Annotated in this window: 21 protein-coding genes; 9 read left to right on the forward strand and 12 right to left on the reverse strand. The window is 70.2% G+C overall.

The genetic code is table 11. The features are described 5' to 3' along the window. Positions 1-4: 4 nt before the first annotated feature. From AB0L53_RS35490 to AB0L53_RS35500, 3 genes are all read right to left on the reverse strand, one after another. Positions 5-1,690, reverse strand: coding sequence for an ABC transporter substrate-binding protein (locus AB0L53_RS35490; protein ID WP_364003536.1), 1,686 nt, complete (start codon positions 1,688-1,690; stop codon positions 5-7). 36 nt (positions 1,691-1,726) lie between these two features. After that, positions 1,727-3,622 (reverse strand): beta-L-arabinofuranosidase domain-containing protein, encoded by a 1,896-nt coding sequence (locus tag AB0L53_RS35495; protein WP_364003539.1) that lies wholly within the window; start codon positions 3,620-3,622, stop codon positions 1,727-1,729. A 105-nt stretch (positions 3,623-3,727) separates the two neighbouring features. Continuing rightward, positions 3,728-4,954 (reverse strand): alpha-hydroxy acid oxidase, encoded by a 1,227-nt coding sequence (locus AB0L53_RS35500; RefSeq protein ID WP_364003542.1) that lies wholly within the window; start codon positions 4,952-4,954, stop codon positions 3,728-3,730. A gap of 82 nt (positions 4,955-5,036) precedes the next feature. Here AB0L53_RS35500 and AB0L53_RS35505 point away from each other — a divergent pair, with 82 nt between their 5' ends. Next, positions 5,037-5,672 (forward strand): metal-dependent phosphohydrolase, encoded by a 636-nt coding sequence (locus AB0L53_RS35505; RefSeq protein ID WP_364003546.1) that lies wholly within the window; start codon positions 5,037-5,039, stop codon positions 5,670-5,672. Here AB0L53_RS35505 and AB0L53_RS35510 read toward each other — a convergent pair. The 4 genes from AB0L53_RS35510 to AB0L53_RS35525 all read right to left on the reverse strand — a co-directional run bounded on the left by AB0L53_RS35510 (position 5,622) and on the right by AB0L53_RS35525 (position 8,187). Continuing rightward, on the reverse strand, positions 5,622-5,885 hold the full coding sequence (locus AB0L53_RS35510) for a DUF4031 domain-containing protein (RefSeq protein ID WP_225298128.1): 264 nt from the start codon (positions 5,883-5,885) through the stop codon (positions 5,622-5,624). The genes AB0L53_RS35505 and AB0L53_RS35510 overlap by 51 nt on opposite strands. Then, the gene (locus tag AB0L53_RS35515) at positions 5,882-6,634 is read right to left on the reverse strand and encodes an HAD family hydrolase (protein ID WP_364003549.1); all 753 of its coding nucleotides are present in this window, start codon (positions 6,632-6,634) and stop codon (positions 5,882-5,884) included. The genes AB0L53_RS35510 and AB0L53_RS35515 overlap by 4 nt, the downstream gene beginning before the upstream one ends. Before the next feature lie 18 nt (positions 6,635-6,652). Further along, the gene (locus AB0L53_RS35520) at positions 6,653-7,822 is read right to left on the reverse strand and encodes a cytochrome P450 (RefSeq protein ID WP_364003552.1); all 1,170 of its coding nucleotides are present in this window, start codon (positions 7,820-7,822) and stop codon (positions 6,653-6,655) included. Between the two features lie 89 nt (positions 7,823-7,911). Next, a complete protein-coding gene (locus tag AB0L53_RS35525; RefSeq protein WP_364003555.1) occupies positions 7,912-8,187 on the reverse strand; it encodes a hypothetical protein in 276 nt (91 codons plus the stop codon). A 188-nt stretch (positions 8,188-8,375) separates the two neighbouring features. Here AB0L53_RS35525 and AB0L53_RS35530 point away from each other — a divergent pair, with 188 nt between their 5' ends. Further along, positions 8,376-9,620: a hypothetical protein gene (locus AB0L53_RS35530; protein WP_358435481.1), complete on the forward strand. Its 1,245-nt coding sequence runs from the start codon at positions 8,376-8,378 to the stop codon at positions 9,618-9,620. Between the two features lie 14 nt (positions 9,621-9,634). After that, entirely contained in the window at positions 9,635-10,318 is a 684-nt protein-coding gene (locus AB0L53_RS35535; RefSeq protein ID WP_364003558.1) for a DUF2786 domain-containing protein, read from the forward strand. 18 nt (positions 10,319-10,336) lie between these two features. On the opposite strand, the gene pgm is transcribed toward AB0L53_RS35535, so the two are convergent. Beyond that, positions 10,337-11,974 (reverse strand): phosphoglucomutase (alpha-D-glucose-1,6-bisphosphate-dependent), encoded by a 1,638-nt coding sequence (gene pgm / locus AB0L53_RS35540; RefSeq protein ID WP_364003561.1) that lies wholly within the window; start codon positions 11,972-11,974, stop codon positions 10,337-10,339. Positions 11,975-12,050: 76 nt separating this feature from the next. On the opposite strand from pgm, the gene AB0L53_RS35545 reads away from it, so the two are divergent. The 4 genes from AB0L53_RS35545 to AB0L53_RS35560 all read left to right on the forward strand — a co-directional run bounded on the left by AB0L53_RS35545 (position 12,051) and on the right by AB0L53_RS35560 (position 17,026). Beyond that, a complete protein-coding gene (locus tag AB0L53_RS35545) occupies positions 12,051-12,944 on the forward strand; it encodes an LLM class F420-dependent oxidoreductase (protein ID WP_358435488.1) in 894 nt (297 codons plus the stop codon). Positions 12,945-13,034: 90 nt separating this feature from the next. Further along, complete coding sequence (locus AB0L53_RS35550; RefSeq protein ID WP_357955611.1) at positions 13,035-13,640, forward strand: glycoside hydrolase family 25 protein; 606 nt, start codon at positions 13,035-13,037, stop codon at positions 13,638-13,640. A 21-nt stretch (positions 13,641-13,661) separates the two neighbouring features. Next, positions 13,662-15,644, forward strand: coding sequence for a threonine--tRNA ligase (thrS, locus tag AB0L53_RS35555; protein ID WP_364003565.1), 1,983 nt, complete (start codon positions 13,662-13,664; stop codon positions 15,642-15,644). Between the two features lie 518 nt (positions 15,645-16,162). Continuing rightward, positions 16,163-17,026, forward strand: coding sequence for an LLM class flavin-dependent oxidoreductase (locus AB0L53_RS35560; protein ID WP_364003568.1), 864 nt, complete (start codon positions 16,163-16,165; stop codon positions 17,024-17,026). A gap of 206 nt (positions 17,027-17,232) precedes the next feature. Here the strand turns inward: AB0L53_RS35560 and AB0L53_RS35565 are convergent, their stop codons facing one another. After that, a complete protein-coding gene (locus AB0L53_RS35565) occupies positions 17,233-17,622 on the reverse strand; it encodes an Asp23/Gls24 family envelope stress response protein (protein ID WP_364003571.1) in 390 nt (129 codons plus the stop codon). A 289-nt stretch (positions 17,623-17,911) separates the two neighbouring features. Here AB0L53_RS35565 and AB0L53_RS35570 point away from each other — a divergent pair, with 289 nt between their 5' ends. Both AB0L53_RS35570 and AB0L53_RS35575 read left to right on the forward strand, forming a co-directional pair. Next, complete coding sequence (locus AB0L53_RS35570; RefSeq protein WP_364003574.1) at positions 17,912-18,448, forward strand: hypothetical protein; 537 nt, start codon at positions 17,912-17,914, stop codon at positions 18,446-18,448. 59 nt (positions 18,449-18,507) lie between these two features. After that, positions 18,508-19,038 carry an HIT domain-containing protein gene (locus AB0L53_RS35575; RefSeq protein WP_308016238.1) on the forward strand — a complete coding sequence of 177 codons (531 nt, stop codon included), beginning with the start codon at positions 18,508-18,510 and terminating at the stop codon, positions 19,036-19,038. On the opposite strand, the gene AB0L53_RS35580 is transcribed toward AB0L53_RS35575, so the two are convergent. The 3 genes from AB0L53_RS35580 to AB0L53_RS35590 all read right to left on the reverse strand — a co-directional run bounded on the left by AB0L53_RS35580 (position 18,994) and on the right by AB0L53_RS35590 (position 25,037). Next, positions 18,994-21,048: a hypothetical protein gene (locus tag AB0L53_RS35580; RefSeq protein ID WP_364003578.1), complete on the reverse strand. Its 2,055-nt coding sequence runs from the start codon at positions 21,046-21,048 to the stop codon at positions 18,994-18,996. The two genes, AB0L53_RS35575 and AB0L53_RS35580, sit on opposite strands and share 45 nt — an antisense overlap. 145 nt (positions 21,049-21,193) lie before the next feature. Next, a complete protein-coding gene (locus AB0L53_RS35585) occupies positions 21,194-22,768 on the reverse strand; it encodes a family 10 glycosylhydrolase (protein ID WP_364003581.1) in 1,575 nt (524 codons plus the stop codon). Positions 22,769-22,898: 130 nt separating this feature from the next. Then, complete coding sequence (locus AB0L53_RS35590; protein ID WP_358545939.1) at positions 22,899-25,037, reverse strand: elongation factor G-like protein EF-G2; 2,139 nt, start codon at positions 25,035-25,037, stop codon at positions 22,899-22,901. Positions 25,038-25,167: the final 130 nt, after the last annotated feature.

Consider the following 25,167-nt stretch of genomic DNA (forward strand, 5'->3'; position numbering starts at 1 on the left):
TCGGCTACTTGCCCGGCTTGGCCAGCCCGACGGATACCAGGTCGATACCCCCGGAGAACGAGGCGGACTGGTACGCGCCGGCGATGTTGGCGCCATAGACGATGACGTACTTCTCATAGGCCAGCGGCACGATCGGCGCCAGCTTCATGATCTCCTTGTCCAGTTCCCCGTAGGCGGCGTTCGCGGCCGTGACGTCGGGCATCGCGGCGATCTCGTCGATGCGCTTGTTGATCGCCTTGTCGTTGATCTGGGCGAGGTTCGCGTTGCCCTTGGCGGTGATGTTGCGGCCGTCGAACAGCGGCGGCAGGAACGTCGCGCCGGACGCCCAGTCGGGGCACCAGCCGGTGACGGCGGCGTCGTGCTGCTGCGCGGGTGTGCCGATCACCTCGTAGTAAGTGGAGGTGTCAATGTTGTTGATCTTGACGTCGATCTTCACCGCCTTGAGCGCCTCCTGGATGGCCACGGCGACCGCCGCCATCTTCGGGTCCGGCCGGGTGTCGAGGGTGAGGGTGAAGCCGTTGGCCTGGCCCGCCTCGGCGAGCAGCTTGCGGGCCGCCTCGACGTCGGTGGGATAGGGGTCGTAGTCGACCCGGCCGGCGACCGTCGGCGGCTGGATGGAGGTGCCCTTGGCCGCCAGGCTCGAACCGCCCATCCCGGCCACCACGGTGTCCTTGTTGATGGCGTAGTTGATCGCCTGGCGCACCCGCACGTCGTCGAGCGGCTTCTTGGTGGTGTTCAGGCCCATGTAGGTGGTGCAGCCGTTGAGCCCGCTCAGCGCGCGCGCCTTGAGCTGCGGAGTCTGCACCCGCGCCACGGTGGCCGCCTGGATCGTGCCCGCGACGGCGTCGGCGTCGGCGCCCTGCCCGGCCAGCATGCGCTCGTCGATGGTGGCCGGGTCCAGCCCGAACGTCCACTCCCAGGCGTCCGGCTTGGCCGTCCTGACGCTGTCGGTCTCGGCCTTCCACTGCGGGTTGCGCACCAGCTTGAGCGAGGAGCCGCGGTTGTAACTGGCCACCTTGTACGGCCCCGACGCGATCGGCTTGGTGTCGAACGCGGCCGCGGCGCCGGTGCCCTTGGGGAAGGGGACGAAGTTGGCCATGGCCAGGGCGCTGGGGAAGTCGGCGAAGGGCTTCTTGAGGTGGAAGACGATGGTCTTGGCGTCAGGGGTCTCGATCGTGTCGAGGTCGCCAGAGACGTACGGGCCCTTGTAGTCCTTGGGCGCGTCGAGGAGCAGTTTGGCGTACGGTGAGCCGATCCCGGCCTCGGGGTCGAAGCCGCGCGTGGCGCCGAACTTCACCGCCTCGCTGTTGATCGGTGTGCCGTCCTCGAAGAACAGGTTGTCCTTGAGGGTGAAGGTCCAGGTCTTGGCGCCGTCGGACGGTTTGCCCGTGTCGGTGGCGAGGTCGGGCACGATCTTCGTGCTCTCCGCGCCCGGGGCCGCGCCGAAGGTGGTCAGGTTCCGGTAGATGAGCCGGTAGAAGTTGTTGACGCCGCCGTCCCAGCCGCGTACCGGATCCAGGTGGGAGAAGTCCGCCTTGACCAGGAAGTGCGCGGTGCCGCCCGTGGCGGGGGTCTTCCCGGACGAGCCGGATCCGGTGGAGGTGGAGGGGGCGGCGCCGCCGCCCCCACAGGCCGCGAGCGCCAGCATGGCGCTCACCGCGACGCCCGAAAGCGCAGCCGATCTCCTCATGTCGCCTTCTTTCTGAATGAATCCACCGGGTGGGGGTCACGCATTGCGGACCCACACCCGCATGGCCTCGGGGCTACGGTTGCCCCACATGAAGTACGGGACGAAGGTCGTGGTGACCGTCGTCTCCGGGGACGCCGGTTCCTGCGGCAGCTCGGGGTAGAGCTCCGCGGACGGCGGTGGTGCCGTGGCCGCCTCCACCTGGAGGACGACCGCGCCTTCCGACGTGGCGATGTCGGCGTTGGATTTGGCGATGTTGGCGTTAACAATCCGTGGTAGGACCAGGTCGTCCACGTCCACAGGGCAGTCCTGCTGTTCGACGCAGTACACCAGCGGGCCGCGCGCCAGGCTGGCCGCGCCCCGGGTCGCGTCGAGGTGGGGGTGCGAGCCGTGCGCCCTGACCGGCATGGGCAGGCTCAGGCGTACCTCGTCGCCCGCCTGCCAGACCCGCTCGACGCTCAGCCACCCGTCCCGCGCGGTGGCGCCGGCCGCCGCGCCGTTGACGGTGACCGTCACGTTCTTGGCCCAGCCCGGCACCCGCAGCATGATCGTGTACGGCTCGTCGGGCGCCCGGTCCAGGACCAGGCGCACGTCGCCGTCCCACGGATAGTCGCTCTCCATCGTCAGCCCGAGCGCCTCGGTGTCGATCCTGGCCGTGGCGTAGGCGGCGATCAGCAGCGCGCCATCGCGTTCGGCGGCCACGTGGTCGCCGAGCTGGGTCATCCAGCGCACGATGTTCGGCGGGCAGCAGGGGCAGCCGAACCACGGCCGGCGCAGCGGGTCGCCGCCGTCCTCCGCGCCGCTGCGCTGCTCGTGGTCGGGGCGGCGCTGGAGCGGGTTGTCGTAGAAGAACGCGGTGCCCTCGGCCGACAGCCCCACGGCGTAGGCGTTGTACTGGATCCGCTCGAACACGTCGAGGTACTTGGCGCCGCCGGTGGCCAGGAACATCCGCCACGCCCACTGCATGGTGCCGATGGCCGCGCAGGTCTCGCTGTAGGCGCGTTCGGACGGCAGTTCGTACCGGTCGCCGATGGCCTCGTCGGAGTGACGGCTGCCCAGCCCGCCGGTGACGTAGAGCTTGGTGGCCACCATGTCGTCCCACAGCCGCTCCAGCGCCTCGAACAGGGAGCGGTCCCCCGTCTCGAGGTACACGTCGGTCGCGCCGGCGGCCAGGTAGGCCATGCGCACGGCGTGGCCGGTCACCGAGGGCAGGTTGCGGAAGGGCAGGTGGTCCTGGAAGTACTCGGCGGTGAAGATGCTGTGCTTCAGGTGCCCGTGGCCGCGCCGGTCGACGAACAGCCGGGCCTGGGTGAGGTAGGCGCGCTCACCCGTCTCCCTGAACAACTCGACCAGCGCCATCTCCACTTCCGGATGACCGCAGACGGCCTCCTCGCGGCCCTCGCCGTAGCGGGCCACGACCAGGTCGGCGAACTTGACCGCCACCGCGAGCAACCGCCTGTCGCCCAGGTGCCGGGCGGCGGCGACGGCGGCCTGGATGAGGTGGCCCAGGTTGTACAGCTCGTGCCCCCAGGCCAGGTCCTCCCACGGCTTCTTGGCGGCGGCCGGGTCCTGGAAGAAGGAGTTCAGGTAGCCGTCGTCCGCCTGGACCCGCTCCAGCAGGCCGACGACCTCCTCGTAGAACTCCCGTACGGGCTCGGCCGCGGTGCCCGTGGCCAGCTCGTACGCCAGCCCTTCGAGCGTTTTGTACAGGTCGGTGTCGAGGAACGGGTAGCGGCCCCGGTACGGGGGCGGGTCGTCCACCAGCAGGCGGCTGAGGTTGTCCACGTTCCCGGCGGCGCGCAGCCGCTCGATGGCGTGGGGGACCGTGGCCGCGCTGTTCCTGAGCTGCCAGGCATGCAGCAGGCCGCCCACGATGCGGACGGCGACCGGCTTGACGTGCTCGGACACCAGCTCTTCATCAGTAATGTGTGGCATTGCACTGAACGATAGGTGGCTGGCGGGTGGACTGCCAAGGGTTACGGCCAGGAATTCATTCGCTGTAACCAGACCGTAAACCGGGAAAGGGTTTGTCCGCGTCGCTTACCGCAGGCGTACGCAGTCGGGGTCGAGCCCCTCGACGCCGCCCACGCCCAGCAGTTGCAGGGTGCGGACCAGCTCGGCGCGCAGCATGGCCAGCACCCGGTCCACGCCGGGCTCACCGCCCGCCATCAGCCCGTACAGGTAGGCCCGGCCGACGAAGCAGGCCCGCGCACCCAGCGCCACCGCGATGGCGATGTCCGCGCCGCTGCGTACCCCGCCGTCCAGGAACACCTCCGTGCGGTCACCGACCGCGGCCACCACCTCGGGCAGCAGTTCCAGCGGGGTGGGGGCGCGGTCCAGCTGACGCCCGCCGTGGTTGGAGACGACCAGCCCGTCCACTCCCACGGCCGCCAGATCCTTGGCGTCGTCCACCCGCTGCACGCCCTTGACCAGCAGCCGGCCCGGCCAGGCCGACCGGATCCACTCCAGGTCCCGCAGCGTCACCGTCGGATCGAACATCAGGTTCGTGATCCCCGCCAGGTCGTCCGGCGCGCCGTCGACCGTGGCGAAGCGCAGCGGCTCGCTGGTGATGAAGTCGAACCACCAGGCCGGACGGCTCAGCGCCTGCAGGACGCCACGCCAGCGCAGGGCGGGCGGCATCGTCATGCCGTGCCGCACGTCACGCAGCCGCGCCCCCGCCACCGGCACGTCCACGGTGACGACCAGCACGTCCATGCCCGCCTCACGGGCCCGGTCGAGCGTCTCCTGGCTGCGCCCCCGGTCGCGCACGACGTAGAGCTGGAACCAGTTCCAGCCGTCCGGCGCCGCCGCCACCACCTCCTCGGGCGTCGTGGTCCCCATCGTGGACAGTGTGTACGGCACCGCCGCCCGCGCCGCCGCCCTGGCCACGGCCCGCTCGCCCTCGCGGTGCATCATCCGGGTGAACCCGGTGGGCGCGAGCACGACCGGCATCGAGATCCGCTTGCCGAGCACCTCCACCGATGTGGGCGCCTCGGAGACGTCCCGCAGCACCCGTGGCCGCAGCTCGGCCCGCGCGAAGGCCGCCACCGACCTGGCCAGCGACCGCTCCGCCTCGGCCGCGCCGTCGACGTAGTCGAACACCACCCGTGGCGCGCGCCGCCACGCCAGCCGCCGCATGTCCGCCAGATCGGCCACCGCCGCCAGCCGCCGCTCCCGCGACGGGAAGGGCCGTGGCCGGGGCGGGAGTACGGCACGCAGTTCCTGCCAACGGGGCAGGCGCCGGGGATCCCTCGCCGTCGGCTCCATGCCAAGAACGCTATCAAGCGGGTAAATCCCGGCATACAGCCTGCACGTCCACGCCCCCACCCCCGGGACTACGGTGGTCTCCATGCGCGAGGACTGGCTCACCCTGGTGACGGACTCTGCGGCGGCCAGGGCCACCGGCGCGGAGCTGGTCGCCCGCTGGGCCGAGCCGCACCGCCGCTACCACACACTCGCCCATCTCGCCGCTGTGCTCGCCGCGGTCGACCGGCTCGCCGACGCCGCCGCCGACCCCGTCGCGGTACGGCTGGCCGCGTGGTTCCACGACGCCGTCTACGACGGGCGGCCGGGCTGGGACGAGGAGCGCAGCGCCCAGCTGGCCCAGGCGCGGCTGCCCCGCTGCGGAGTGCCCGCCGACCGGGTCGCCGAGGTTGCCAGGCTGGTACGGCTGACGGCCGCGCACGACACGCTGGCCGAGGACGACCGCGACGGCGCCGTCCTGTGCGACGCCGATCTGGCGGTCCTGGGCGGTCCGGACTACCAGCCCTACACGGCGCAGATCCGCCAGGAGTACGCGCACGTGCCCGACGACCTCTTCCGCCAGGGACGGGCCGCGGTGCTGCGCAGGCTCCTGGCCGTACCCCGGCTCTATCGCACGGACGAGGCGTACGCGCTGTGGGAGGCGCGCGCACGGGCCAACATGAGCGCCGAGCTAGTGGCGCTTGCGGCGGCGCAGGCCACCGGCGATGAGGCGGCGCAGTAGCTCGCGCGAGCTGACCGCCTCCGCGCCCAGCTCCACGGCACGGGCGTGCACGGTCTCCGGCACGTCGTAGTGGTCCCGGTCGAAGGCCCGCTCCGGCACGCCGAGCCGGAGCGCGAAGGCGTGCAGCTCGTCCAGGGAGCTGTCGCTGACCAGGTGCGACCACATGAGGCCGCGCGGCCCCGGCCAGGCGGGGGGATCGATGAGCACCGTCACGAAGTAAAGGGTAGGACCCTGCCGCGCACGGCCAGCTCGGCGAGGTCCTTCACCACCACGTCGGCGCCCTGCGCGCTCAGCTCGGTGGTCTCGCCGTGCCGGTCGACCGCGACGACGAGCCCGAAGCCGCCCTTGCGGCCCGCCTCGATGCCCGGCAGGGTGGCCTCCACCAGGGCCGCCTTGGGCGCGGGCAGCGCCAGGCGGCGCACAGCCTCCAGGAACAGCGCGGGGTCCGGCTTGCCCGGCAGGTTCATCAGGGCCGCGTCATTGCCGTCGACCAGCACATCGAACAGGTGCAGCACGCCCGCCGAGCCGACCAGTTTGCGGCCGTGCAGGCTGGCGGAGACGGCCGCCGTGCGCGCGCCCCGCTGGCGCAGCTCGTGCAGCAGCGCCACGGTCGAGGGGAAGGCGGCCACCCCGTACTTGTCCACCTGCGACATGAACAGCCGGTCCTTGGCCAGGCCAAGGCCGTGCACGGTGGGCGCACCCACCTCGTCGTCGGGGGCGCCCTCCGGCAGCGTGATGCCGCGTGAGGCGAGGAAGGTACGGACGCCGTCCAGACGCGGACGGCCGTCGACATGCCGCAGGTAGTCGTCGCGGATGTCGAAAGGCGCCGAGCGGCCGCGCAGGAACGCGTCGAAGACGTGCTTCCAGGCGGCCGCGTGCCCCCGAGCGGTGTCGGTGACCACGCCGTCGGTGTCGAACACGACGGCGCCGATCGCGGTCAGGTCGATGACGGGCTCGTTCACTCTGTGAACGTAACCGCTCTACCACGCTACGGGTAGCTTCTCCACGCCATAGACGATGGCGAGCTTTCTGAACGGCACCTCACCCGCCACCCGCAGCCCCGGAAAACGCCGCAGCAGCGCGGGGAAGGCGATCCGCATCTCCATCTGGGCCAGGGGCGCCCCGACGCAGCGGTGGATGCCGTGGCCGAAGGCCAGGTGCGAGCCCGCCGTCGGGCGCTCCGGCCGGACCTCCTCGATCCCCTCGCCGAGGTGGGGGTCGCGGTTGGCCGCCGTGAGCGAGCAGAGCACCATCTCGCCCTTCTTGATCGAGTGGCCGAACAGCTCCAGATCCTCGCGGGCGAAGCGGGGGAAGGCCACCTGCACCACGGTCATGTAGCGCAGCAGTTCCTCGACCATCTGCTCGGCGTAGCGGTCGTCCTCGCGCACCCGGGCGGCCTGCTCGGGGTTCTCCAGCAGCCAGAGCGTGCCCAGCGCGAGCATGCTCGTGCTGGTGTCGTGGCCGCCGGTGAGCAGGCCGTCGGCCATGCTGGCCAGCGTCCGGTCGTCGAGGTCGTCGCCGTGCTCGCGCAGCAGCTCCCCGAGCAGGCCCTCACCGGGGTTCAGCCGTTCGCGGGCGACCAGGTCCGTCAGGTACGCCATCGCGTCGTTGATCGCCTGAAGGGACGCCTCGGGCCCGGCGGTGAGGTCGAAACGGTTCGTGCTGATCTTCAGGAATTCGGACCGTTCCTCGTACGGCACACCCAGCAGCTCGCACACGACCAGAGAGGGGATCGGCAGTGCGAACGCCTCCACCAGATCGGCGGCCGACCCGTTGGCCGCCATCCGGTCCAGGCACTCCTCGACCAGGGCCTCGATGCGCGGCACCAGCCTGCGCAGGCGGTGCACGGTGAACTCCGGCGTCAGGTATTTGCGCAGTCTGGTGTGCTCAGGCGGGTCGCGGAAGCCGAGGCCGCCCGGATCCTCCTGATTGGTGCCCAGACCGATCACGTTGCCGAAGTCGTTGCTGAACCGTTCATGGTCGGCGAGCACGCTGCGCACGTCGTCGTAGCGGGTGACCAGATAGACCGTCTGGTCCCCCGGGATCGACATCGGGAACACCGGCTGCTCGGTGCGGATGCGGCCGAGCTCGGCCACCGGGTCGAAGCCCTCGCGCATGAACTGGACGAGCGGGAACTCTGAGTCTGACATCGAAATCCGTCCTGCTGGGATACATCACACTTTGTTGGGATAAATCCCTACATAGATGGTCCCATCCGCAGGACGCGATCTGGCCAGGCTCAGCCGAGCGCCGGCATGCTCGTGACCTCGTCCGGAGATGGGATCGACCGGTCGCGCGCCCGCACCGGAGGCTCGGGCAACAGGGCCTGCGCCATCAGCGACGGCGGCGCCGGTTTGGGCCGGCGTGGCTCGCGCACCCCGCCTTCTCCTCCGCCCGGTTCGTCGAACGGGAAATCCTCGTCGTCGGGGCCGTGCGGCTCGCCCGGACCGAAGCCGGGCAGCCAGCTCGGAGCCCCACTGGGGAGAGCACGGCGTCTGCGCGATCGCTTGCTCACGAAGCCTCCTAGGCCGACCGGCTCCATTCTGCGTCACCACCTTCATGAACGCGAGGTCTCCTGTGCCGGGGGAGGATTGTGGTAAACGTGGGCAAAGCGGGGCGGCAGAGGCCGTTTGGCGTACAGGTACGCCACATTCTGCGATGATCTCGCTATAAGCGGAGTTTGAGCCTCACGGATAGTGACTGATGCCCACCACATTCGAGGAAATAGCTGCCTTCGTCGCCGACAAGCCGTTCGCCACCGCGGTCATAGCGCTGCTGGGCCTGGCCGGGCTGGTGCTCGCCTACCTGATACTCAGGGTCACCTGGCGGGCCCTCGCTTTCGTCGTCGCGCGCTATATCGCCCCACGTCCCATCGAAGACGTCCTGACCGTCGTGGCCGCCTCCATCGCCACCGGTGTCTCCGCCCAGGGCATGTGGCGCTTCTCCGGTGACGTGCTCGGCCTCGACGGGCCGCTGCGGCTGCTGCTGTTCGCGTTCATCGAGGTCGCGATCATCACCTCGGCCGTACGGGCGCGCCGCAACATGCGCGAGAACTTCTCCGCCGGGATCGACGGCATCGCCGTGTGGGCGCTGACCTGCCTGACCGCCGTACTGTCCAGCATGGACGCGCGCAGCCTGCCCGAGGCCGTCTTCCGCCTCGCCGCGCCGCTGGTCGCCGCCTGGCTGTGGGAGCGCGGCATGGCCATCGAGCGGCACCGCATCAGGGGCACCGGCCGCATCAACTGGCGCCTCACCCCCGAACGGCTGCTGGTCAGGGTGGGCCTGGCCGAAGTGAGCGACCGCACCGCGAGCGAGGTCGACGCGCACCGCAGGCTCACCCGCGTCGCGCTGGCCGCCAAGCGGGCCAAGTCGCTGCGCGAGGGCGGCGCGTCCGAGCGCAAGCTGCGCGGCGCGCTGGCCAAGCTCGACAAGGCCATGGACCAGGCCGTCGAGCACACCGGGCTGGCCGTCGACCAGGGCCGCCAGGAGGCGCTGCTCGCCCAGATCGCCGCCCTGTACAACACCTCCGCCCTCATCGACGCCGACCCGCGCGTGCCCTGGGAGCCGGAGGCCGACCACCACCCCGTGCCGGCCCGCCCCGCCCTGCCGCCCGCGCTGGTCGAGCTCGTCCAGGACGACGACGAGGACGTCCAGGTGTTCGACACCACGCCGCAGGTCGTCGACACCGCCCAGCGGGCCGCGCTGATGCGCTCCGCCCGCGACTACTGGGACAGGCAGATCGCCAAGGGCATCGTGCCGCGCACGATCGACATCGCGCAGGAGATCGGCCTCTCACTGCCCGCCGCCCGCCAGTATCGTGCCCTGTGGAAGCTGGAGCCCGAGGCGCACGCGCTCATCGAGGCTCTGTACCAGCAGCACGGCATCGTGGACACCGGCGCCTTCCCGGCCATCGCCGACGACGGGCGGATGCTGACCACCAAGTCCTGAGCCCGGGGGGCCGGTTGAGGGAGCGCACGCTCGAACGGGTCAGAAAGCTCCTGGCCAAGGCCGAACGTACCGACAACGAGCACGAGCGGGCCACGTTCATGGCGGCGGCGGCGTCGCTCATGGCCAAGTACGGCATCGACTCCCTCGACCCGGCCGACACCCGCCAGGCCCCGGGTGACCGGATCGTCACCCTGCCCAACCCGTGGGCCCGGGAGAAGGCGCGGCTCGTCAGCCTGGTCGCGCAGGCCCTGCGCTGCCGGCCGCTGCTCATCGGGCGCGGCGACGGCGGGCAGCGGGTGCACGTCTTCGGCTTCGCCGCCGACCTCGAACGGGCCGACGTGCTGGCCACCTCACTGCTGCTGCAGATGGCCACGGGACTGGCCCGGGTACGGCCGCCCGACACCGCGATCCGCGCCTACCGGCGATCGTGGCTGCTCGGGTTCACCGACGAGGTGTACCGGCTGCTGCGCGAGGCCGAGACGCGGGCCGAGGAGCGGGCCCCCGCCGCGAGCACCGCGCTCGTGCTGGCCGACCGGCGGGCGGAGGTGGAGCGGGTGGTGGCGGCGCACTACCCGCGCATCCGGCTCAGCGTGCCGCGTACGAGCGGCACCGGCTACCGCGCCGGCGTCGAGGCGGGCCGCCGCGCCGACCTGGGCCGTACCCGCGTGGACACCCAGCCCGGCCGCGAACTGACCTGACCCCAGCCCCGCCCGGCCTCAGCCCAGGGTGGCCGAGACCAGGGAGCGGGCCTCCTTCTGGACCTCGGCCAGGTGCTCGGGGCCCTGGAAGGACTCGGCGTAGATCTTGTACACATCCTCGGTCCCGGACGGCCGGGCCGCGAACCAGGCGCTCTCGGTCGACACCTTCACCCCGCCCAGCGCCGCCCCATTGCCGGGCGCCGCCGTCAGCACCGAGGTGATGGGCTCGCCGGCCAGCGACGTCGCCGTGACCTGGTCGGCCGACAGCTTGCCCAGCACCGCCTTCTCCTCCCGCGTCGCGGGCGCGTCCACCCGGGCGTACGCCGGCTCGCCGTACCGGGAGGTGAGCTCCTTGTAGTGCTCGCTCGGCGAGCGCCCCGTGACCGCGAGGATCTCCGACGCCAGCAGCGCCATGATCACGCCGTCCTTGTCCGTCGTCCACACCGACCCGTCGCGGCGCAGGAACGAGGCCCCGGCGCTCTCCTCGCCGCCGAACCCGAGCGAGCCGTCCAGCAGGCCCGGCACGAACCACTTGAAGCCCACAGGCACCTCGTAGAGCCGCCGCCCGAGCGACTCCGCCACGCGGTCGATGACGCTGCTGCTGACCATCGTCTTGCCGATCCCGGCGCCCGCGGGCCAGCCGTCGCGGTGCGCGTAGAGGTAGGCGATGGCCACGGCCAGGTAGTGGTTGGGGTTCATCAGCCCGCCATCGGGCGTGACGATGCCGTGCCGGTCGGCGTCGGCGTCGTTGCCGGTGGAGATCTGGTACTCGCCGCTGCTGGCGATGAGCGAGGCCATGGCGTACGGCGACGAGCAGTCCATCCGGATCTTGCCGTCCCAGTCGAGCGTCATGAACCGCCAGGTCGGGTCCACCAGCGGGTTGACCACGGTCAGGTCCAGCCGGTGCCGATCGGCGATCTCCCCCCAGTAGGCGACGCTGGCTCCGCCGAGGGGGTCCGCGCCGATGCGTACCCCCGCCGACCTGATCGCGTCGAGGTCGAGGACCGAGGGCAGGTCGCCGACGTAGGCGCCGACGAAGTCGTAGCGCCCCGTCGTGTCCGCACGCAGAGCCTTCGTGTACGGAACGCGGAGGATGTTCTTCATGCCCCCGGCCAGCAGGCGGTTGGCCCGGTCCTGGATCCAGGTCGTGGCGTCGGTGTCGGCCGGCCCGCCGTGCGGCGGGTTGTACTTGAAGCCGCCGTCGGGCGGCGGGTTGTGCGACGGCGTGATCACCACTCCGTCCGCCAGCCCGGTGGAGCGGCCGCGGTTGTAGGTGAGGATCGCGTGCGAGACAGCGGGCGTCGGTGTGTAGCCGTCGCGGCTGTCGATGAGGACTCGCACCCCGTTGGCCGCGAACACCTCCAGCGCCGACACCCGCGCGGGCTCCGAGAGCGCGTGGCTGTCGACGCCGAGGAACAGCGGCCCGTCCGTGCCCTGGGCGTGGCGGTACTCGCAGATCGCCTGGCTGGTGGCGAGGATGTGATCCTCGTTGAACGCCGTGTTCAGCGACGAGCCACGATGCCCGGAGGTGCCGAACGCCACCCGCTGCGCCACCTCGTCGGGATTGGGGTGGAGGGCGTAATAGGCGGTGACCAGCTTGGCCACGTCGACCAGGTCGGCGGGCTGGGCGGGCTGTCCGGCGCGTTCGTGGGTCATGAGGCCACTTTACGAGTGGCCGCCTGGCGAGGCTCGGCTAGACTCGCGTCAGTCACTAGAATGGAGTTCGGTTGCCATGCGTATCGGACTGCTCCTGAACGAATCTCAGGATCCGGACCCGCTGGGCGGGCTCCGCGACAAGCTCGCCAAGGCGGCGGACGACGGCTTCGCCTCCGCCTGGCTGTCCCACATCTTCGGCCTCGACGCCCTTACCACGCTGGCCGTGGCGGGCAGCCAGGTGCCCGGCATCGAGCTCGGCACCGCCGTGGTGCCGACCTTCCCGCGTCACCCCCTCGCGCTCGCCCAGCAGGCCATGACGGTCAACGCGGCGGTCCGCGGGCGGCTGTCGCTCGGCATCGGCCTGTCGCACCAGATGGTCATCGAGAACATGTTCGGCTACAGCTTCGAGCGGCCGGGCCGGCACATGAAGGAGTACCTGGAGATCCTCATGCCGGCCACGCGCGGCGAGCAGGTCGACTACGACGGCGAGACCCTCAAGGCCCACGCCCGGCTCACCACGCCGGGAGCAGGGGTGCGGGTGCTGATCGCGGCCCTGGGCCCGCGCATGCTCAAGCTGGCCGGCACCGTCGCCGACGGCACCGTGCTCTGGATGACCGGCCCCAAGACGGTCGCCGAGCACGTCGCGCCCACCATCACCGCCGCCGCGAGCGAAGCCGGGCGGCCCGCGCCGCGCGTGGTCTGCTCGCTGCCGATCAGCGTCACCGACGACGTCGAGGCCACCAGGGCCCGCGCCAACGAGATCTTCGCCATCTACGGCCAGCTGCCCTCCTACCGGGCCATGCTCGACCGGGAGGGCGCGGCCGATCCCGGCTCTGTGGCGATCGTCGGCGACGAGGACAGCGTGCGCGCCCAGCTCGACGGGCTGGCCAAGGCCGGGGTGACGGAGTTCGTGGCTTCCGAGTTCGCCCATCGGGAACGCACCAGGGCATTCCTCAAGACACTCCTCTGATCAGCGCTGATCTACTCTGATCTGCTCTGACCGGTGCTGATCGGCGCGTCGGTGGGGCGACCGGGAGGCATCCGAATAAACTCCCGCAAGGTGAAGCGCTTGCTGCATGGCATAGACGTGTCCAACTGGCAAGGTTCCGTCGACTGGACCGGCCACGCGGGAGCCGGGGTAGCGTTCGCCTTCGCCAAGGCCACCGAGGGCGGTGACTACACCGACGCGTACTTCGCCCGCAACTGGCAGGGCATGCGGGAGAGCTGGATCGTCTGCGGCGCCTACCACTACGCCCGCCCGAAGGGCGACCCCAACGAGCAGGCCCGCCACTTCCTGAACGCGGTGGGGGCGGCGGGCGGCTTTCGCCGCGGCGACCTGGTCGCGCTCGACCTGGAGAGCAACGACGGGATCCGGCCCGAGCAGGTCGCCCAGTATGCCCGCCGCTGGTGCCGCTACGTCGAGCGGCACGGCGGCGTGCGCCCATTCGTCTACACCTTCCCGTGGTTCGCCCGCGGAGGTCACTGCGCGGGACTCGGCGACTATCCGCTGTGGATCGCCAACCCGGAGAAACCCTGTGGCGAGCCGCTGGTGCCCGGTCCCTGGGGCGAGTGGACGATTCACCAATACGCCAACAGCCCGCTGGATCGCAACGTCTTCCGCGGGAGCCGAGAAGACCTGACAAGGCTGGGGTTTCACCCGCGATAGCATCGATGCTTACCACCAACAGTGCTATCCAAGGGAGTCACCGTGTCAGCCGAGCTACGCATCACCCTCGCCGGAGCCGAGCGTGTGGTCGCGGCCGGCACGACGGCCGGTGACGCGCTGGAGGCCGACGGCCGCACCGTCATCGCCGCCAGGGTCAACGGCGAGGCCCGCGACCTGGCCCACCTGGTCGCCGATGGCGACGTCGTCGAGCCGATCGAGGTCTCCAGCGACGAGGGCCGGGCCATCGTCCGCCACTCCACCGCCCATGTCATGGCGCAGGCGGTGCAGGAGCTGTTCCCGGGGGCCAAGCTGGGCATCGGGCCGCCCGTCGAAAACGGCTTCTACTACGACTTCGACGTCGAGCAGGCGTTCCACCCCGACGATCTCAAGCGCGTCGAGAAGCGCATGCGCGAGATCGTCAAGCAGGGGCAGCTGTTCTCCCGCCGGGCCGTCTCCGACGACGAGGCCCGCGAGGAGCTGGCCGGGGAGCCGTACAAACTCGAGCTCATCGGGCTCAAGGGCGGCTCGCTCGAGGAGGAGAGCGTCGAGGTCGGCGCGGGTCAGCTGACCATCTACGACAACCTCGACCCCAAGACCGGCGAGCTGTGCTGGAAGGACCTCTGCCGCGGCCCGCACGTGCCGTCCACCAGGTCCATCCCGGCCTTCAAGCTCATGCGCTCCGGCGGCGCCTACTGGCGGGGCAGCGAGAAGAACCCGCAGCTGCAGCGCATCTACGGCACCGCGTGGGAGTCGCGCGACAAGCAGGACGACTACCTCAAGATGCTGGAGGAGGCCGAGAAGCGCGACCACCGCAAGCTGGGCGCCGAGCTCGACCTGTTCTCCTTCCCCGACGAGCTGGGCTCCGGCCTGGCGGTCTTCCACCCCAAGGGCGGCGTGATGCGCCGGGTGATGGAGGACTACTCGCGGCGCAAGCACGTGGAGGCGGGCTACGAGTTCGTCAACACGCCGCACATCACCAAGGAGAAGCTGTACCAGGTCTCGGGTCACCTCGACTGGTATCGCGACGGGATGTTCCCGCCCATGGAGCTCGAGGGCTCGCGCTACTACCTCAAGCCGATGAACTGCCCGATGCACAACCTGATCTTCCGGGCGCGCGGGCGGTCCTACCGCGAGCTGCCGCTGCGGCTGTTCGAGTTCGGCACCGTCTACCGCTACGAGAAGTCGGGTGTCGTCCACGGCCTGACCCGGGTGCGCGGCATGACGCAGGACGACGCCCACATCTACTGCACCCGCGAGGAGATGCGCGACGAGCTGGCCTCGCTGCTGCGCTTCGTCCTCGACCTGCTGCGCGACTACGGCCTCGACGACTTCTACCTGGAGCTGTCCACCAAGGACCCGGAGAAGTTCGTCGGCTCCGACGACGCGTGGGAGGAGGCGACCGAGACGCTGCGTGAGGTCGCCGAGTCCGAAAACCTGGAGCTGGTGCTGGACCCGGGCGGCGCCGCCTTCTACGGGCCGAAGATCTCCGTGCAGATTCGTGACGCGATCGGCCGCACCTGGCAGATGTCGACGATCCAGCTCGACTTCAACCTGCCGGAGCTGTTCGAGCTCGAATACCAGGCGGCCGACGGCACCCGCAAGCAGCCCGTCATGATCCACCGCGCGCTGTTCGGGACGATCGAGCGCTTCTTCGGCGTGCTGGTCGAGCACTACGCGGGCGCCTTCCCTCCGTGGCTGGCCCCGGTGCAGGTCGCCGGCATCCCGATCGCCGACGCGCACATCCCCTACCTGCAGGACGTGGCCAAGAAGCTGCGCGAGCGCGGCATCAGGATCGAGGTCGACACGGCCGACGACCGGATGCAGAAGAAGATCCGCAACGCCCAGAAGTCGAAGGTCCCGTTCATGCTGCTGGCCGGTGACGACGACATCGCCAACGGGGCGGTCTCGTTCCGCTACCGCAATGGCGAGCAGAAGAACGGCGTGCCGGTGGAGGAGGCGATCGCCGAGATCGTCAACGCTGTGGAGCGTCGCATCCAGGTCTGACTTTCCAGCATTTATGAAGGGGTACGGCGGGAGTCCGCCGTACCCCTTCTTGCGTGCTGCGGCCTGACACATTCGTCGCGTCGCGGCTTGTGCGGCCTGACGCGTTGGTGCGCGCTGCAACCTGTGCGGCCTGACATATTCGTCCGTGTCGCGGCTGTCGTGTTTCGGCGACACATCAGCCGCACTTAACCCGCTATGCCACGCTTCGTCATTCCATTTCATGCTATGCGACGTTATTTAGCGCTATTTGACGTTATTTGGCTAGGGGCTGACCCTGCTTGTCGTTGAACTTCCCGACGAGGATCATGATGAAGTCGATCAGGCGGGGGTTAGGGAGTTAGAGTTGACGGGGCCTGAAGTTGCGGTGCGATGAGGATGCGGTAATCTGCCCGTACTCTGAAGATCACGCTTCCCAGAGATATGCCGCAGAGTGGAAGCAAGGCCCGCACATCGCGTGTGAGGACCCCGGAGGGGCGGTGCGATCTGTTCGCATGCCCTTTCGAAGGAGTGTTCTCCCGATGAACGTAGGTCTCGGCCTGCCCATCAATGACCCCGCCCAGCTGCTGACCTGGGCCCGCCGCGCCGACACTGGCCCCTTCAGCGCACTCGGCCTGCTCGACCGGCTCGTCTACGACAACCCCGAGCCACTGGTCGCCCTCGCTGTCCTGGCCGGTGCCACCTCGCGCGTCCGCCTCCAGACCGAGGTGCTGATCGCGCCCCTGCACAACACCGCGATCCTGGCCAAGCAGGCCGCCACGCTCGACCGCCTCTCCGGCGGCCGGTTCACACTCGGCATCGGCACGGCAGGGCGCGAGGACGACTACCTGGCAGCCGGTGTCGACGTCCACCGCCGAGGGCGCCGCCTCGACGAACAACTCACCTGCCTGCGACGCGCATGGTCCGGCGAGCCGTACGGGGTCGGTGGTGGCGATGGCGTGGGTCCGATCGGTCCCGCGCCTGTGCGGCGGGGCGGCCCCGAGGTGCTGTTCGGCGGCTTCGTTCCGGCGGTGTTCGAGCGGGTCGCCCGATGGGGTGATGGCTTCCTGGGTGCCGGGCTCGGGCCCCAGTGGATGGACACGGCCTTCCGCGACGTGGAGCGGCGATGGGAGCTTGCCGGTCGCGAGGGCCGTCCCCGCCTGGTGGCCCAGGTCAACGTCGCCCTCGGTCCGGAGCCGGTGCTGGCGGAGGCCAGGAAGGAGATGGGCGATTACTACGCCTTCACCGGGCGCCCCGAGCACATGCTGGCCGGGCTGCTCACCACGCCCGCCGCGATCCGGGACGCGGTCACGGCGTTCACCGGCATCGGCGCGGACGAGGTGATGCTCTACTGCTGGGCCTCCGCCCCGGACCAGATCGACCGCCTGGCCGACGCGGTGGCCTGACCCGCCTCCCGGCGGTACGTGCCACCGGACCACTACCCTGCGTCGCTCCGGCCCGCTGCGTCGCTCCGGCCCGCTGCGTCGCTCCGGACCGTTGTTCTGCACCGGGCCGGTGCTCAGGTGCTCTCCACCGGTCCGGTGTTCGGGTGCCCTGCTTGGGGGGTGCTCTGGAGTCGTGTCCAGGGGCGGTGGGCTGGTTGGGATCTTGGTCAGAAGGGGTCTGATTCCGAGGGCTCTTCGGTGGGTCTGGGCTCGCCAGGGAGGCGGACGTCGTCGACCGTGACGTTCACCTCGGTGACCCGCAGGCCGAGCATGCGGCTTACGCTGCGGGCCACATTGGTCTTGACGGCGGCGGCGACCTCCATCACCACGTGGCCGTACTCGACCACGATCGTCAGGCTCACCGCCACCTGGCGATCCTGAATCTGGGCGCTCACGCCCTGATTGCCGCGCTGGGAGCCGATGCCGATGCGGTCGCGGACCGACTCGAAGGCCCGGGCGAGGTCGCCGCCCATGTCCGCGACGCCTGACACCTCCATTGTCGCGAGATAGGCCACCTTCTCTACCACCTCGTCGGCGACCTTGATCTGCCCCTTCACCACGGCCGCGGTGGCCGTCGACCGGTCCCCAGGGAACGCCGGCGCGGCCGCCTCTCCGTACGGCGCCGCACCGGATCCGGCAGCGGGAGTCGCGGCGGATCCGAGCCCGGCGGATCCAAGCCCCGTGGGTCCAGGGCTGGCGGGTCCGAGCCCTGTGGGTCCAGGGCTGGCAGGTCCAGGGCTGGTGTGGCGAAGTTCGGCGATGCCTGGTCCGGAGGGGCCAAGTTCGGAGACGCCAGGGTCAGGGAAGCCAGGGCTGTCCGGGCTGGGCTCTGGGGTGGCGGGGGCGATGCCGCGGACTCCGACGCGGCTGGAGTCGGCGCCGCTTCTGCGGGATCCGCCACTGCCACTGCCACTGTCACTGCCGATGCTCCGGGCGCTGACGACGCTGGAGTCGGCACCGGTGCCACGGATCCCGGCATCACCAGAGATGGAGCCGATGGAGTGGACTCCTACGTCGTCGGAGTCCAAGCTGGAGCTGGAGTGGGAGCCCAGGCTGGAGCCGGAATCCGAGCCGGAGCTGGGCCCCGAGCCGGAACCTGAGCTGGAGCTGGGTCCCAAGCCGGAATCCGAGCTGGAGCCCATGCCGGTACTCCAGCCGGAACCGGAGTCCGCGTCAATGCTGGAGCTGGGGCCGATGGAGCGGAGCGGGCCGCCGCCGTACGGTTCAGGGACTCGTTCTGTGGTGCCGGTGCCGGTATCGCCATATCCCATGGCGAGATATGCAGGGGGTTCGTATCCCGTGCTGTTCGTCCCCGTGGTGCCCGGGTTGGTGGTGTCGTCGCCTAATGCGTCGGTCATCGCGGCCTCCTCTGGGCGGTCTTGAGGATTGTCCCGGAAGCTTGTGCCGTTTGTCCCAAGACCTGGGGCCCTATGCTGCTAGATATGCACGATCAGGCAGGGGCCGGGGCACCAGACAACTTCCAGCGGCTGTGGACCCCGCATCGGATGGCCTACATCAAGGGCGAGGGCAAGCCGACGGGGACGGGCGCCGACGACGGGTGTCCGTTCGACGCCATCCCCAAGATGAGCGACGAGGAGGGGCTGATCGTGGCCAGGGGGGAGGTCGTGTACGCGGTGCTCAACCTCTACCCCTACAACTCCGGCCACCTCATGATCGTGCCCTATCGGCACGTACCCGACTATGACCTGCTTGATGGCGCCGAGCTGGTGGAGCTGGCGGAGTTCACGCAGCGGGCGGTGCGCGCGCTGCGCAAGGCGAGTGGGGCCCAGGGGTTCAACGTCGGCATGAACCTCGGTCAGGTGGCGGGGGCGGGCATCGCCGCCCACCTGCACCAGCATGTGGTGCCGAGGTGGGGCGGCGACACCAACTTCATGCCGGTCGTCGCGCAGACCAAGGTGTTGCCGCAGCTACTTCGTGACACGCGCGAGCTGCTCGCCGACGCTTGGGACTGACGGTCGCGGCAGCGCGGAGATGCCTGCCGACAGCAGCAGCGGGATCGCCAGGGCCAGCGCCATCGACAGTACGGCCGCGCCGGAGTCGTTGACCAGCATCCCGAGGACGCCGCTCACGAGGGTGCCGATCAGCCCGGCGCGCAGCGCGGGGGAGTAGGTGAAGGCGGCGGGCACCACTCCGGCGGAGGCCTGCTCGGGCCGCAGGATCGCGTAGACGAGGAACGCGGTGGCGGCGATCACGATCGGCATCAGGTTGGGGCTGAGCAGCGTGGCGAGCATGGCGCTGAGCTTGCGCAGGATGACCTCGAGCGCCTCGCCGCTGAGCACCTGTCCGACGAAGCGGCCCAGGTGGGTCTGCTTGTCGGGCGGCTGCAGGTAGTTGATGACCGCGAACGTCATCACGATCACCGCCCCCGCCACGCAGAACGCGCCCAGCTTCACGATCGACACCCGCTTGCCCGCTATGAGCAGCGCGGTCACCGCGATGCCCGGGACGAACGCGATCACGCCGCCGAAGTCGCTGCCCATGCCCGAGCCGCCGAGCACCATCGCGAACGCCCCCAGCACCGCCACCGCCGCCACGCCCACCTTGCCGGGGAAGTGGTGGGCGATGGTCGTGGTCGCCAGCAGGGTGCCGGTGGCCAGCAGCGCGAACGGGATGTTGCCCAGGCCGTAGTAGCGGGCGCCCACCTCGGCGCTGTAGCCCATGATGCTGTTGAGCTGCAGGGTCGTGCCGGTCAGCAGGTCGCCGGCGAGCGTGAGCGCGGTGATGCCCGCCACGACCGTGAGCGGGCCGAGCGGGCTGCGCCGCCACGGCCCCGCGCAGGCGAGGAGGGTGATGGCCGCCGTCCAGCCGAGCGCGCCGCCGATCAGGCCCGGCAGGGTGGACCACGGCAGCAGGTTGACCAGGTAGCTGGAGACGGGCAGCGAGGCCAGGGCGACCGCCGCCAGGCGTACCCAGGGCAGGCCCTTGCGGCGGCGCAGCAGCAGGAACGCGATCAGGTAGAACAGGACCTGCAGCACGGCGACGACCGTGAAGTAGATGCCTTTGACCGAGCGGATCGTCTGCGCGGTGGCGTCGGCGCGGCGCAGCCGGTCGATCGTCGCGCTCTGCGTGCTCACCTGGAGCGGCACGCCCACGACCGTGTCGGGCACCGGCACGCCGACCGTGGTCAGCGCGGTGGCGGTCAGGTCGGGCAGGATCGAGATGTCGTCGCGGTGCGTGGAGGCGGCGCCGAGCAGGCGGCCCTGCGCGCCGGGCTGGCGCAGCATCGCCACCCGCAGGTGCGGTACGGAGCCGTGGTCGGACAGGCCGGCCAGGATGACGGTGGCGTCGGCGGGCAGGGCCGACAGCAGGGCGCCCGCCTTCGCGTCGGCCTGCCGCAGCGCGGCCCGGCGCTCGGGGGCGCCGAGCTGGTCGGGCACGCGGGGCAGCTTGCCGGAGGCCAGGTAGGGGCGGATGAGGTCGTCGACCTCGGCCGCGACCATCCGGCACTGCGTCAGGTCGGCGGCCGTGACCTGATCGGGGGAGGCGAGGTAGCGGGACACCGCGCCGCTGCGGTCGGCCAGCGCCAGCGCGGCGCCGGGGCCGACGGCGACCGAGCACTGGCCCGCGGCCTTCAGCGCCTCGCCGAGCGTGCCCGCGTTGCGCTGGCCCGCCACGTCGATGAGGTAGCGGTAGTCGGGGATGACGGCGCCCTGGCCGCTCGCCTCCGGCGCCGGCGGCGCGCCGCAGCTGTAGCCGGAGGCCGACCTGGTGCCCGCCGACACGGTGAGCCACCCGTCGTAGGGGCAGGTCAGGCTGCCCACAGTGCGTACGGACAGCGATCCGATCGCACTGGCACCCGCGAGCCGCGACAGATTGGGCGTGTCGTTCGGGGTGATGTCGTTCCAGTGGAGCCCCGGCACACCGATGAGCGCGACCCGCCCACCACCGTCGTCGGCCTGCCCCGCCTGGGCGAACCCCCCGACGAACAGGAGAACCGCCATCACGACCAGCACGCGCCTCACGGGAATGTCCCCCTACGATCTACGGCTACCGTCCGCAGCATCGTCTCACCTCGCCGTGGGTGGCGAGACCGTTCAACCCCAGGGTCCCAGGTCAGCCCCAGGGCCGTCAGGTCAGCCCCAGGGCCGTCAGGTCGGCTCCAAGGCCTCAAGCCGGAGCGACCGTCACCTTGGCGGGCTTGCTCTCGTTCTGCAGGCGGTCGAGGGAGGTCACCAGGTAGGTGCCCGGCGCGCCGGCGGTGTACGTGGGTGTGGTGACCACGGCCACCAGGTTGCGGGCGTCCACGGCCTGGCAGTCCTGCCCCGACTTCGGGACCTCGTAGACCGCGTACGAGCGGGCGCCCTCGCTCGCGTTCCACGAGATGACCTGGCCGGCCGCCTTGACCGCCGCGGGTTTGGCCGGGGCCTCGCCGCCGCGGTCCTTGATGAGCGGCAGCAGCGCCGGGCGGCTGTAGTGCTCCTTGGACAGGCGGTCGACGGCGCCCAGCGGGTTGCTGAGCAGTTGCGCGGCGCTGAAGTAGACGTCGCCGCCGATCTGCCGGTATTCGCGGTTGAGCGTCAGATGGGCGGACAACTCGCCCGGCTTGGTCCACGCCTTGTCGTCCCTGGTGCCCACCCGGTAGAGGGCCTGGCCGATGTAGAGGTCGACGTCGGTGCCCTTGACCTCGTTGGCCCACCAGGGCGCCAGGGCCCGGTAGTCGGCCGCCTTGAAGCCGCGCGACCAGTAGAGCTGCGGCATCACGTAGTCGACTGTGCCCGCCTTGATCCAGTGCCGCGCATCCGCATAAATCGAGTCATAGGCCGACATGCCGGAGGTCTTGGAGCCCGTCGGATCCTCCGCCTTGTTGCGCCAGATGCCGAACGGGCTGACGCCGAACTTGACGTACTTCTTGGTCGCGTGCACGGCCTCGTCGACCTGGGCGATCAGCTTGTCGACGTTGTCCCGCCGCCAGTCGGCCAGGTTCTTGCCCTTGCCATACTTTGTAAAGGCGGCCGCATCGTTGAACGTGCCGCCCTCGCCCGGATACGGGTAGAAGTAGTCGTCGAAGTGCACCCCGTCGACGTCATAGCGCCGGGTCACGTCGGTGACGACCTTGGTGACGTGCTCGCGGACCGCCGGCAGACCGGGGTTGTAGTAGAGGCGCCCGTCGTACTTGACGGTCCAGCCCGGATGCTGGCGGGCCGGGTGGTTGGCGGGCAGGTCGGCCACGTCGCCGTCGTAGGAGGCGCGATAGGGGTTGAACCAGGCGTGAAACTCCAGGCCTCGCTTGTGCGCCTCGGCGATGAGGAACGGCAGCGGGTCCCAGCCCGGGTCCTTTCCGGCGGTGCCGGTCAGATATTGCGTCCACGGCTCGATCGAGGACTTGTAGAGCGCGTCGGAGGCCGGCCGCACCTGTACGAACACCGCGTTGAAGCGGCGTTTGACCGCCGCGTCCAGGATCTTGAGGTATTCGGCCTGCTGCTTGGCGACGGACAGGCCGGTGCGTGAGGGCCAGTCGATGTTCTTGACCGTGGCGATCCAGATGCCGCGCAGCTGACGCTTGGGGTAGCGGACGTCGGCGGTGCAGGCGGCCCCGTCTCGAGTTGCGGCCGTCTTCTTCGCGGCGGTGGTCGAGGCGGTCACCGCGGGTGTCTGCTTGGCTCCCGGTCCGAAGAGGTAGGCGGCGCCGACGGTGACGGTGGCGAGGGCGGCAGCGGCGATGAGAGGGCGTCCGGTTCGCATGATGTTCCAGTCTGGCATTGGCTCCGACGTGCGCAGGCCGGAAAAAAGAAATCGTTTCGTGATGTTCGAGTGGCCAGAGTAATGGATGTGCCGGGAGGGACGGCGCCCCTCCCGGCCTCGGTCCCGTACGTCAGTCCGTGACGGCGACCTTCTCCGCCACGTGCGTCGGCAGCGGCTCGTAGCGCAAGAACGCCCGCTGGAAGGTCCCGGTGCCGTGCGACATGGACCGCAGGTCGATCGCGTAGCGGGTGATCTCCAGTTCGGGCACCTCGGCCTTGACCAGGGTGCGTCCGGTGCCCACAGGCTCGGTGCCGAGCACCCGGCCGCGCCGCGACGACAGGTCCGACATCACCGAGCCCACGTAGTCGTCGGCCACCAGCACCGACAGCTCGTCGACCGGCTCCAGCAGCAGCGTCGGCACCTTGGACGCGGCCTCCTTGAGCGCCAGCTGCCCGGCGATCTGGAAGGCCATGTCGGAGGAGTCGACCGAGTGCGCCTTGCCGTCGTACAGCGTGACCCGCACGTCCACCATCGGGTAGCCGGCGACGACGCCCCGCTCCATCTGCGCGCGTACGCCCTTCTCGACCGACGGGATGAACTGCCGGGGCACCACACCGCCGACGATCTTGTCCACGAACTCGAACCCGCCGCCGGACGGCAGGGGCTCCACTTCCAGATGGCAGATCGCGAACTGGCCGTGACCGCCCGTCTGCTTGACGTTGCGGCCCATCGCCTGGCACTTGCCGCCGAACGTCTCGCGCAGCGGCACCCGCAGGTCGATGCGCTCGACCTCGACGCCGTGCCGCTTGGACAGCCGGTCGAGGAGCACATCGGTGTGGGCCTCGCCCATGCACCAGAGCACGAGCTGCCTGGTCTCGGCGTTGTTCTCCAGCCGGAGCGTCGGGTCCTCGGCCACCAGGCGGCCCAGCGCCTGCGACAGCTTGTCCTCGTCGGCCTTGGACTTGGCCTGGATGGCGACCGGGAGCAGCGGCTCCGGCGTCTCCCACGCCGTCATGAGCAGGGGCTTGTCCACCTCCGACAGCGTGTCGCCCGTCTCGGCCCGGGAGAGCTTGGCCACCGCGATGATGTCGCCCGCCACCCCCTTCGGCGCGCCGCGCTGCTGCTTGCCCAGCGGGCAGGTGAGGGTCCCGATGCGCTCGTCCACGTCGTGGTCCTCGTGCCCGCGCTCGGCCAGGCCGTGCCCTGACACGTGCACGGTCATGTCGGGGCGCAGGGAGCCGGAGAAGACGCGTACCAGGCTGATGCGGCCCACGTACGGGTCGCTGGTGGTCTTGACGACCTCGGCGACCAGCGGGCCGTCGGGGTCGCAGGTGATGCCCTGGACGGGCTTGCCGTCGAGGGAGGTGATCTCCGGCATCGGGTGTTCGAGCGGGGAGGGGAAGCCCTGCGTCATGAGTTCGAGCACCTCTTGGGCGCCCACGCCGATGCCGCTGCACAGCACGGGGAAGAAGCTGCCCCGCGCGACGGCCTTCTCGAGGTCCTCGATGAGGACCTTGGTGTCGATCGGCTCGCCCTCCAGGTAGCGCTCCATGAGCGACTCGTCTTCGCTCTCCTGGATGATGCCCTCGATCAGGACGCCGCGGTGCTCCTCGATCTGCGACTCGTACTCGGCGCCCGGGTCCTTCTCGGTGCGCGTGCCCGTGGCGTAGTTGTAGAACTTCTGCGACAGCAGGCCGATCAGGCCGTTCACGTGCCCGTTGGTGATCACCGGCAGGTAGAGGGGGGCCACGCCGTCGCCGAAGACGTCCTGGCAGGTGGCGAGGACCTCGTCGAAGTCGGCCCGCTGGTGGTCGATCTTGGTGATCACGACGGCTCTGGGCATGCCGACCTGGCTGCACTCCTCCCAGAGCATCTGGGTCAGCCCGTCGATGCCCTCCGAGGCCGACACGACGAACAGGGCGGCGTCGGCCGCGCGCAGTCCGGCGCGCAGGTCGCCCACGAAGTCGGCGTAACCGGGGGTGTCCAGAAGATTGATCTTGATGCTGTTGTGCACCAGCGGCGCCAGTGACAGGTTCACCGAACGCTGCTGACGTACCTCCACCTCGTCGAAGTCGCTGACCGTATTGCCGTCCTCCACCCGGCCGGCCCGCTGAACGGTGCCCGTCGCGGCCAGCAGCTGCTCCACGAGGGTCGTCTTACCCGCCCCTGAATGGCCGACCAGCACGACATTGCGTATCGCATCCGCCCTGTCGGCCGCTGGTGCCCTGCCCGCGGCTCCCATGGCATGACCAGGGTTCTTCTCTGCCACATTCGCCTCCCGCGTCGTCGGTTGACGTGCCAACGCCGCGCCCGAGCGAGGGGACAGAAACCGCATGGACGCGGTGTGTTCACCAAATACCCCTGTGGCGGATATCACAAGGGGGGTGGGGCAAAGAAAG

It is taken from the genome of Nonomuraea sp. NPDC052129, from assembly GCF_040680095.1.
Classification (GTDB): Bacteria; Actinomycetota; Actinomycetes; order Streptosporangiales; family Streptosporangiaceae; genus Nonomuraea.